Genomic DNA, 9478 nt, shown 5'->3' on the forward strand with positions numbered 1-9478 from the left:
CTCTATTCCTGTTTATCCTCACTGCCCAAATCCGCCTTGCGCCGATCACTGCCATTAGGGTTGCCGACATTGATCAGCCTTCTTTCCAGCAGAATGTTTTGCAGTGCCTCACGGTCTGACGGGGACATCTGGTGCTCTCGCTCCTTGAGCTCAAGCAGGATCGGGCTGGACCACTGGCGATAGGTTTGCTCGGCATTACGAGTGGATGACATCGGTTCCTCCTTGGGTTGATTTCTGCCAATCAAGACGCCTTGGTTTTCTACGCAAAGTGACCCTAGCCGAGGAAGCCCATTGTTGCCAATGCCTCACATCGGACGGGCCCAGGCACCCTCGGCAGCAGTGCGCCGGACGTAGTCGCGAAAGTCCCGCGCCGGCCGCCCCAGCGCTTTTTGCACGCCATCGGCGACCGCAGTGTTGCGGCCATCGAGCACAGTGGTGAACAGGTACATGATCAGGTCGACCAGCGGGGGCGAAAGCTGTTGTTCCAGCGCTTGGCGATACTCGTCGGCCGGTACGCAGGTGAAGCCGATGTCGCGGTTTGTCGCGCGCGCAATCTCGGCGACCGCCTCGGCAAACGTCAGCGCCCGTGGCCCGGTCAATTCATAGAGCTGACCTGAGTGGCCGGGTTGGGTCAGTGCCGCAACGGCGACGTCGGCAATGTCCTCAACGTCGACAAAGGGTTCCGCGACGGGCCCGACGGGCAGGGCCAGCTCGCCTTCCAGCAGCGGCTCGAGAAAGTGCGCTTCGCTGAAGTTCTGGCAGAACCAGCTGGCCCTGAGCAGGGTCCAGTCGACGCCACTGTTGCGCACCACACTTTCGGCCTGTTGCGCCTCGATCTCCCCTCGGCCCGACAACAACACCAACTTGCGCACGCCCAGTTCAACGGCCTGGTCGGTGAATGCCTGGATGCTCTCCAGGGCGCCTGGCACCGCAAGGTCGGGTTGATAGCAGATGTAGGCGGATTGGACACCTTCGAGCACCGCGGCCCAGGTCGATCGATCGTCCCAGTCAAAGGCCGGGTTGGCTCCACGGCAGCCCTGGCGAACAGGCAAGTTGAGTGCTTGCAAACGTTGAACGATACGCCGACCGGTTTTGCCCGTCGCGCCGAGAATCAGGATGGGCTCTCGAGAGGTTTTCATCGCGTTCATCTCCATCTACAAATGTGAGTGATGCTCATGTTTAAAATATGATAAACCCTCATGTTTCTCCGTCAATCGACCGAGGCGCAAAACCGACGTATGGACGCGACCTGTTGGGTCCGCCCGCACGCAATGCTAAGGTGAGTGATTGTCATGTTATTGATCGGGGAGACAGCCACGTGCCGGACAAGACCACAGAAGTGTCCCAACAGGCGGCGAGTCGACGGGTTCCCGCGCAACAACGCAGCCGTGAGCGTCAGGAGCGAATTCTTGCCGTGGCCACGGAGTTGATTGCCAGCAAGGGCAGCGATCAGGTGAAGATGAGTGAAATCGCCGGGCTGTCGCAGATTTCGATTGGCTCGCTTTATCAGTACTTCCCCGATAAAAGCTCGATCGTTCGCACCTTGGCCGAACGCTATAACTCCCAGAGCCGTGAATGTATCGAAGCAGCGCTAGGCGCGGTCGAGGATGTGCAAGGGTTGCAGGCAGCCTATACGGCGCTGCTCGAACAGTATTACGAGATCGTCCTGGCGACGCCGGCAATGCGCGATATCTGGTCGGGTATGCAGGCCGACAAGCAATTGCTTCAGCTGGAGCTGCAGGAGAGTCGAATCGCCGGCGACATGCTCGCCCAAGCCATGCAGCGGGTAGCGCCAGGCGCGGACACACAGCGGCTGGCGGATTCGGCATTTTTGATCTGGCATTTGGGGGAGGCGACCATGAGGCTGGCGGTTTCATCCGGGCCTGAGGAGGGCCGCCGATTGGTGGAGGCTTTCAAGCACATGTCGCTACATGAAATCCTCGGGCTGGTGCGCCATTAACCAGTAAGGATTGGGCCAACGGGTTCGACCCAATCCTGTTGCCTCTAGACAAAGGCCTGCCCATGAAAACCCCGGGGCAACCGTTGCAGTCCGGCCATGGCAGTCAGCCGCTCGGTCCAGGCCTGACGCCAGTCATTGACTACCTGAGCGGTTTTGGCCTTGCGTGCAGCGCGGCGTGCAGCATTGCGTTCGGTTTTGCGTGCCTCTTTGTAAGCGTCGGTGTTTCGACAGCTTCTGCATTTCACCCGATTCAGTTCCCGGGTGGAGGTGAGGTTGCTGCCCTTGTGACCGCAGGCCAGGTGCCCGCTGACTTTGAAGTGGGTGACCATCAGAACGACTCCTTCACAATGAAGTAATCGTTGGACAACCCTGCTTTATTGATGGTTCGCCGCTTGCGGGCACAAAAAAATCCCAGCGCCTGGCTGGGTTGGGGGGCAGGAATCAGGCAGACACACACGCGGTGACGATAGCGTCGCCGGTCATGCGTCCCGCGTCAGGTCGTGTCTGCGCATCGGTATCCAGACGGGATCATCTGAACCGTGGCAGCGGTGGGTCGACTGGCTTGAGCGACGACAGTGTATTGCGGATCAGCGGTGTATCCTTTTCGATGTCGTTCAGACGGTCACGGATTCTGAGCGCAGTCGGGTGTCCGCCTTGATGATCGACCCAGTCGGCGATTTCCTTGCACGCGGCGGCCAGGCGAACCTGACGGGAGTCGAGCAGGGTGAGCAGGGTGGTGATGGACTCTTTTTCGGACATCGGGAACACCTCCATTGAGAAAACCTGAAGATTGGCAGTAAAAAGCCCGCCGCAAGCGAGCTTTCTACCAATGGGGCGCTGATCCTTTCGCCTTTTCAGTATAGACCCGTAACCGCTTGGCGGATGTTCGTCAGCCTTGCCGGACCGTCATTTGCGACCGGGCATTGAGCTGTTGGCATATGCGTTGGGCATCGTATTCAAGATCGTAGCCGTCACCGATGAAACCGTTGGTGCGGGTATCGGCGATGCGGTACCAGACGGCGGCTTCAGCGGGTTGATGTACGGTTTCTCCAGCCCGGCGTCCATGGATGATGATCTTGTTGCAGCGCTTGACGACGAAAATGTCTTCCATGGCTTCACCGCAGCTGATTGGCGTACAGATCAACTATAGAAGCCATTTGCAATCGTGCAAAAAATAGGCAGGTCAGTTCGTCGGCTCAGCGGCCATTTTCTCCAGCAGCATCGCCAGCCCGACTTCCTCCGCCCGCAGGCCTTTACGCACCCTCGGCCTTGGCAATTGCGCCAGGGCACCGAGCAAAAAACCCTCGAGCACCGCCGGGTGGATATAGCACTTGCGGCAGACCGCCGGGGTGTTGCCCAACTGCCTGGCGACGTCCTTGACCATCGCCACCACATGCTGCTTGGCCTGTGACTCCGGTTGCCACTCAAGTTCGCGCAACACCGCCAGGGCCAGGACACTGCCGGCCCAGGTGCGGTAATCCTTGGCGGTGAAATCGGCGCCGGTCAGGGTTTGCAGGTAGGTATTCACATCGGCGGAAGTGATGGTGTGTCGCTCACCGTTTTCATCGAGGTACTGAAAAAGGTTTTGCCCGGGAATCTCCTGGCAGCGCTTGATGATCCGCGCCAGTCGCCGGTCCTTCACGGTGATTTGATGTTCGACGCCACTCTTGCCGCGAAACTGGAACAGGATCGCACTGCCGTTGACCTCCACATGCCGGCTGCGCAGGGTGGTCAGGCCGTAGGAGCGGTTATCCCGTGCGTACTGGGTATTGCCGACGCGGATCAGCGTCGCGTCGAGCAAGGTGATGACCGTGGCCATGACCTTGTCGCGGCTCAAGCCCGGTGCCGCCAGCAAGGCTTCCAGTTGTTTGCGCAACTTTGGCAGGGCCAGGCCGAAATCACGCAGGCGCGAGTATTTGTCGCTGTCGCGCACCTCGCGCCAGCGCGGGTGATAGCGGTACTGCTTGCGCCCGCGGGCGTCGCGGCCGGTGGCTTGCAGGTGGCCGCGCGGGTCGGTGCAGATCCACACGTCGGTGTAGGCCGGCGGTACCGCCAGGGCATTGATGCGCTGGATTTCCTGTGGGTCGACGATGTGCTGGCCCGTGGGGTCGAAATAGCAGAATTTGCCGCGCAGTTTCCGGCGGGTGATGCCCGGCTGGGTGTCATCGACGTAATGCAGGTCACGGGGCAGTGCATCGGGCATGGCGATTGTCCTGGGCGAGGGATCGGGGGGCCGTTACAGCCATTGACCCCGCGCCGCGCCAGTCGTGCCCGCGCCGTTACGCCAGCACCGCCACGGCCTTGATCTGCGCCCAGAGACGTTGGCCAGGGTGCAAGTGCAAGTGGTCCCGGGAATAACGGGTGATACGCGCCAGCAAAGGGCTGCCCTCGGCGTCCAGGCGCACCAGCACATGGGCGCTGTTGTCGGCGGGCATTTCACTGACCACCGTGACCGGCAGGCGATTGAGGATGCTGCTTTGGTAATCGCCCAACAGGCTGAGGCTGACATCCCGCGCCTGGACCTTGCAACGCAACGCCTGGCCCGTGGCCATCGGCGTGTGCGTCACACGAATGTTCAGGTCCGTATCGGGCAGTTGCAGCGTCAACAGCTGGTAGTGGGCGTCATAGGCGGCGACATGCCCCTGGATCACCACGCCGGCGTCGTCCCCCAGCGCCAGCGGCAAGTCCAGGCGTGCCAGGGTTTGGCCGATGGGGCCGCTGGCCAGTGCCTTGCCGTCGCTGAGCAGGACGATGTGGTCGGCCAGTTGTGCGACTTCATCCTGGGAGTGGCTGACATAGAGCACCGGGATGTCCAGCTCATCGTGCAGGCGTTGCAGGTAAGGCAGGATCTCGCTTTTGCGTTGCGCGTCCAGCGCTGCCAAAGGTTCGTCCATCAACAGCAGTGTCGGGCTGGTGAGCAGGGCGCGCGCCATACCGACCCGCTGCCGTTCACCGCCGGAAAGGTGCTGCGGATGCCGGTCGAGCAGATGACTGATGCCCAGCAACTCGGTCGCGTGCGCCATGTCGACCCGGCGCTGGGGCTTGGGGATGCGCTTGAGGCCGAATTGCAGGTTGGCCAGCACCGACAGATGGGGGAACAGGCTGGCTTCCTGAAACACGTAACCCAGTGCGCGCTTGTGCGGCGGGATGAAAATCCCCTTGGCGCTGTCTTGCCACAGCTGCTCGTTGACCTGGATAAATCCCTCGTCGGCCCGCTCCAGGCCGGCGATGCAGCGCAGGCAGGTGGTCTTGCCGGAACCGGAGTGCCCGAACAGCGCGGTCACCCCACGGCCGGGCAACTGCAAATCGACATCGAGGGCGAACCCCGAATAACTGAGCTTCAAGCGCATTTGAATCATCGATCAGCTCCAGCCCGCTTTGGTTTTACGGCTGGAGTACAGCGCCAGCAACACCGCAAAAGAGAACACCAGCATGACCCCGGCCAGCCAATGGGCCTGGGCATATTCCATGGCTTCAACGTGATCGTAGATCTGCACCGAGACCACCCGGGTCTTGTCGGGGATGTTGCCGCCGATCATCAGCACCACGCCGAATTCGCCGACGGTGTGGGCAAAGCCGAGGATGGACGCGGTGATGAAACCGGGTCGGGCCAGGGGCAGGGTAACGCTGAAAAAGGTGTCCCAGGGACCGGCACGCAGGGTCGCGGCCACTTCCAGTGGGCGGGTGCCGATGGCGGAGAAAGCGTTTTGCAGCGGCTGGACCACGAACGGCATCGAGTACAGCACCGAGCCGATCACCAACCCTGCAAAACTGAAAGTAAGGGTGCCAAGCCCCAGGGATTGGGTGAACTGGCCGACAAACCCGTGGGGGCCGAGCGCCAGCAACAGATAGAAACCAATCACCGTGGGCGGCAGCACCAGGGGCAGGGCGACGATCGCCCCGACCGGGCCGCGCAGCCAGGATTGGGTGCGCGAGAGCCATAATGCCAGCGGAGTGCCTACTATCAGCAGGATGACGGTCGTCAGGGACGCCAGTTTCAGGGTCAGCCAGATGGCGGAAAAGTCGGCACTCGAGAGCGACATTTAGATCTGGTAACCGTAGGACTTGATGACGGCAGCGGCTTTTGGCCCCTTGAGGTACTCAACCAGTGCCTTGGCAGCCGGGTTGTCCTTGCCCTTGTTGAGGATCACCGCGTCCTGTTTGATCGGGTCGTGCAGGTCGGCCGGAACGATCCAGGCCGAACCGCTGGTGATCTTGCCGTCCTTGTAGATCTGCGACAGCGCGACAAAACCCAGCTCGGCGTTGCCGGTGGACACGAACTGGTAGGCCTGGGTAATGTTCTGGCCTTCGACGATCTTGTCCTTGACCTTGTCGGTCAGGCCTTGCTTGGCCAGCACTTGAGTCGCCGCCAGGCCATAAGGCGCGGCTTTCGGGTTGGCGATGGACAGGTGCTGATACTGGTTATCGGCCAGGACTTTGCCCTTGGCATCGACGTAGCCTTCCTTGGCCGACCACAGCGCCAGCGTGCCGACGGCGTAGGTGAAGCGCGAGCCCTTGACGGTGTCGCCTTCGGCCTCAAGTTTTTGCGGGGTGGTGTCGTCTGCCGAGAGGAACACTTCGAACGGCGCGCCATTCTTGATCTGGGTGTAGAACTGGCCGGTTGCACCGAAGGCCGTGACCAGTTTGTGCCCGGTGTCCTTCTCGAAATCGGCGGCGATGGCCTGGATCGGCGCGGTGAAGTTGGCAGCGACAGCGACCTGGACTTCGTCCGCCTGGGCAGAACCGAAGGCGAGCACGGCGAGCAGGCTCGCCAGGCAGGTGGGGGCAAAACGTGAGGCACGAATGGTCATGAAACGGCTCCGTCACAGGCAAGTGTTGCAAGGGGGATGATTCGTTATATATCTGAATATATAGCGAAATGCCGCTAAACGGAATGTGTTGCAGCACTGACCGTTGTTGCCCGCCATGACGGTCAGCGCTGAAGCAACTTCGCCAACCCTTCCTCGGCCAGGCGCCGGGTCAATTCGGCGGTACCCGACTCGACCCCCAGGGTGAATGCCTGTCCGGCCCAGAGATTACTGAAGTCTGCCTCGCCTTTGGCGCGCAATGGCAGCAATGCACCGCCCGCGAGTGGGAAGTGCGGTGCCTGGCTGCTCATCGGCCCGAGCTCGCGCATCACCCGATTGAGTATGCCCCGTGCCGGACGACCGGTGAAAATGTTGGTGACCGCAGTCTCGCTTTCCTTGGCGGTACGCAATGCCTGGTGATGCGAGGCGCTGACCTTGGCCTCTGGCGTGAACAGGTACGCCGTACCCACTTGCACCGCCGATGCGCCCAGCATGAACGCCGCCGCCACACCCCGTGCATCGGCAATGCCGCCGGCGGCAATCACCGGTACCTTCACGGCATCGACCACCTGGGGCACCAGGGCGAAGGTGCCCACCTGACTGCTCAGGTCATCACTGAGAAACATGCCCCGGTGCCCGCCCGCTTCATAGCCCATGGCGATGATCGCGTCGCAGCCGTGCTGCTCGAGCCAGATGGCCTCTTCGACCGTGGTGGCCGAGGACAGCACCTTTGCCCCGGTGGCCCTGACCCGGTCCAGCAGGGCTTTTTCCGGCAGGCCAAAGTGGAAACTCACGACCTCGGGACGCAACGCTTCGACCACTTCGCAGGCGGCCTGATCGAACGGCGCGCGATTGGACACCGGCGTCGGCGCATCGAAGTCCACACCCAGTTCGTGATAGTAGGGCTGCAGCAGGTTCTTCCAGTCCTGGGCGCGTTGTTCGTCGACCGCTGGCGGTTGGTGGCAGAAGAAGTTGACGTTGATCGGGCGCTGGCTGTGTAGACGAATGTCCTTGAGCGCTTCACGCAACTGCTCGACGCTCAGCATGGCGGCGGGCATCGAGCCGAGACCGCCGGCGTTGCTTGCCGCAATGACCATGTCAGTCGTGGTGGCGCCGGCCATGGGGGCCTGGATGATCGGCAGTTCGATCCCGAGCAGGTCAAGGATGCGCGTATCTGGCCATTGGCTCATTTGAAGTGTTCTCCGATGTTGAAACCGGGCAGGGTGGCGGGACTCGATTTGTAGCAGCAATGCCCGAGGTTATGCCAGTCATGTTTGCAGCCGGCGTATTGGCTTAAAGTCGAGTACGGTATTTTTTTGCGATGTGGTATTTAATTCACACCACAACAGGTGATCTCACCAGGAGGCAGCAATGTTCCAAGGTATTTTGATCGATAAAAACGAAAGCGGTTACCAGGCCACACTGCAACAGATCAATGAGGACCAGCTGCCCGAGGGCGACGTGACGGTACGTGTGGCGTACAGCACGCTGAATTTCAAGGATGGCCTGGCGATCACCGGCAGCAGCCCGGTGGTGCGCAAATTCCCGATGGTACCGGGGATCGACCTGGCGGGGACCGTCGAGGCCAGCACGCATCCGGATTACAAGGTCGGCGACAAGGTTTTACTCAATGGCTGGGGCGTGGGCGAAGGGCATTGGGGTGGCCTGGCGCAAAAGGCGCGCCTGAAGGGCGAGTGGCTGATTGCGCTGCCCGAGGTTTTCACCGAAGCCCAGGCCATGGCCATCGGCACGGCAGGTTATACGGCGATGCTGTGCATCATGGCGCTGGAGCGCAACGGTGTGACGCCGGATCAAGGCGAGGTCCTGGTCACCGGGGCCAACGGCGGCGTGGGCAGTTTCGCCATCGCGTTGTTGAGCAAGCTCGGCTATCGGGTGGTCGCTTCCACGGGGCGCTTGTCGGAACACGAATACCTCAAGCAACTGGGGGCCAGCGAAATCATCGACCGTGCCACCTTGTCCGAGCCTGGCAAGCCGCTGGCCAAGGAGCGTTGGGCGGCGGTCATCGACTCGGTGGGTAGCCACACCCTGGCCAACGCCTGTGCCAGTACCCGCTCCGAAGGCACGGTCGCCGCTTGTGGTCTGGCCCAGGGCATGGACTTTCCGGCTTCTGTGGCACCCTTTATCCTGCGCGGCGTGACCCTGGCCGGGATCAACAGCGTGACTCAACCGATAGCCAGGCGGGTAGAGGCCTGGGGGCGATTGGCCAATGACCTGGACTTCGACTTGTTGCCGCTGATCAGCCATGAAATCGGTTTGAGCGAAGCGATCGAGGCCGCGCCGCGACTGTTGGCTGGGCAGTTGCGGGGGCGAGTGGTGGTGGATGTGAATCGCTGATCACGGATCTACGCCTGACACACAACATTGTAGGAGCTGGCTTGCCAGCAAAGGCGTCCTTGAATTTTGCAATGATCTTTCGGGCGCCTTCGCCGGCAAGCCGGCTCCTACAGGGAGCGCGGCATCTCTCGATGTCAGGGCTTCTCCCGCTTCGCGCCTGTTGGCTGGACAATTGCGAAGGCGGATGGTGGATGTGAATCGCTAATCACGGATCTATGCCTGACACACAACATTGTAGGAGCTGGCTTGCCAGCGAAGGCGTCCTTGAATTCTGCAATGATCTTTCGGGCGCCTTCGCCGGCAAGCCGGCTCCTACAGGGCGCGCAGCATCTTTCGATGTCAGGGCTTCTCCCGC

At 61.3% G+C, this 9478-nt stretch carries 12 protein-coding genes; 2 read left to right on the forward strand and 10 right to left on the reverse strand.

Annotated elements, in window-relative coordinates:
* Nucleotides 1-2: 2 nt before the first annotated feature.
* Together HFK74_RS23940 and HFK74_RS23945 are read right to left on the reverse strand one after the other, a co-directional pair.
* Entirely contained in the window at nucleotides 3-212 is a 210-nt protein-coding gene (locus tag HFK74_RS23940) for a hypothetical protein (RefSeq protein WP_180205631.1), read from the reverse strand.
* Nucleotides 213-305: 93 nt separating this feature from the next.
* Complete coding sequence (locus HFK74_RS23945) at nucleotides 306-1139, reverse strand: NAD(P)H-binding protein (protein WP_180205632.1); 834 nt, start codon at nucleotides 1137-1139, stop codon at nucleotides 306-308.
* 179 nt (nucleotides 1140-1318) lie between these two features.
* On the opposite strand from HFK74_RS23945, the gene HFK74_RS23950 reads away from it, so the two are divergent.
* Nucleotides 1319-1960 carry a TetR family transcriptional regulator gene (locus HFK74_RS23950; RefSeq protein ID WP_180205654.1) on the forward strand — a complete coding sequence of 214 codons (642 nt, stop codon included), beginning with the start codon at nucleotides 1319-1321 and terminating at the stop codon, nucleotides 1958-1960.
* A 44-nt stretch (nucleotides 1961-2004) separates the two neighbouring features.
* Here the strand turns inward: HFK74_RS23950 and HFK74_RS23955 are convergent, their stop codons facing one another.
* The 8 genes from HFK74_RS23955 to HFK74_RS23990 form a co-directional block, all read right to left on the reverse strand.
* Nucleotides 2005-2289 (reverse strand): hypothetical protein, encoded by a 285-nt coding sequence (locus HFK74_RS23955; protein WP_180205633.1) that lies wholly within the window; start codon nucleotides 2287-2289, stop codon nucleotides 2005-2007.
* A 199-nt stretch (nucleotides 2290-2488) separates the two neighbouring features.
* Nucleotides 2489-2719, reverse strand: coding sequence for a hypothetical protein (locus HFK74_RS23960; protein WP_008055683.1), 231 nt, complete (start codon nucleotides 2717-2719; stop codon nucleotides 2489-2491).
* Between the two features lie 130 nt (nucleotides 2720-2849).
* Nucleotides 2850-3071: a hypothetical protein gene (locus HFK74_RS23965; protein WP_180205634.1), complete on the reverse strand. Its 222-nt coding sequence runs from the start codon at nucleotides 3069-3071 to the stop codon at nucleotides 2850-2852.
* Nucleotides 3072-3143: 72 nt separating this feature from the next.
* Nucleotides 3144-4163, reverse strand: coding sequence for a DNA topoisomerase IB (locus HFK74_RS23970; RefSeq protein ID WP_180205635.1), 1020 nt, complete (start codon nucleotides 4161-4163; stop codon nucleotides 3144-3146).
* 76 nt (nucleotides 4164-4239) lie between these two features.
* Entirely contained in the window at nucleotides 4240-5319 is a 1080-nt protein-coding gene (gene modC / locus HFK74_RS23975) for a molybdenum ABC transporter ATP-binding protein (protein ID WP_180205636.1), read from the reverse strand.
* A 3-nt stretch (nucleotides 5320-5322) separates the two neighbouring features.
* A complete protein-coding gene (gene modB, locus HFK74_RS23980) occupies nucleotides 5323-6003 on the reverse strand; it encodes a molybdate ABC transporter permease subunit (protein WP_180205637.1) in 681 nt (226 codons plus the stop codon).
* The gene (gene modA, locus HFK74_RS23985; RefSeq protein WP_257230409.1) at nucleotides 6004-6771 is read right to left on the reverse strand and encodes a molybdate ABC transporter substrate-binding protein; all 768 of its coding nucleotides are present in this window, start codon (nucleotides 6769-6771) and stop codon (nucleotides 6004-6006) included.
* 122 nt (nucleotides 6772-6893) lie between these two features.
* Nucleotides 6894-7958, reverse strand: coding sequence for a nitronate monooxygenase family protein (locus HFK74_RS23990; RefSeq protein ID WP_180205638.1), 1065 nt, complete (start codon nucleotides 7956-7958; stop codon nucleotides 6894-6896).
* 181 nt (nucleotides 7959-8139) lie between these two features.
* On the opposite strand from HFK74_RS23990, the gene HFK74_RS23995 reads away from it, so the two are divergent.
* On the forward strand, nucleotides 8140-9123 hold the full coding sequence (locus tag HFK74_RS23995; RefSeq protein WP_180205639.1) for an MDR family oxidoreductase: 984 nt from the start codon (nucleotides 8140-8142) through the stop codon (nucleotides 9121-9123).
* Nucleotides 9124-9478: the final 355 nt, after the last annotated feature.

This window comes from Pseudomonas sp. SbOxS1, from assembly GCF_013416725.1.
Taxonomy (GTDB): Bacteria; Pseudomonadota; Gammaproteobacteria; order Pseudomonadales; family Pseudomonadaceae; genus Aquipseudomonas.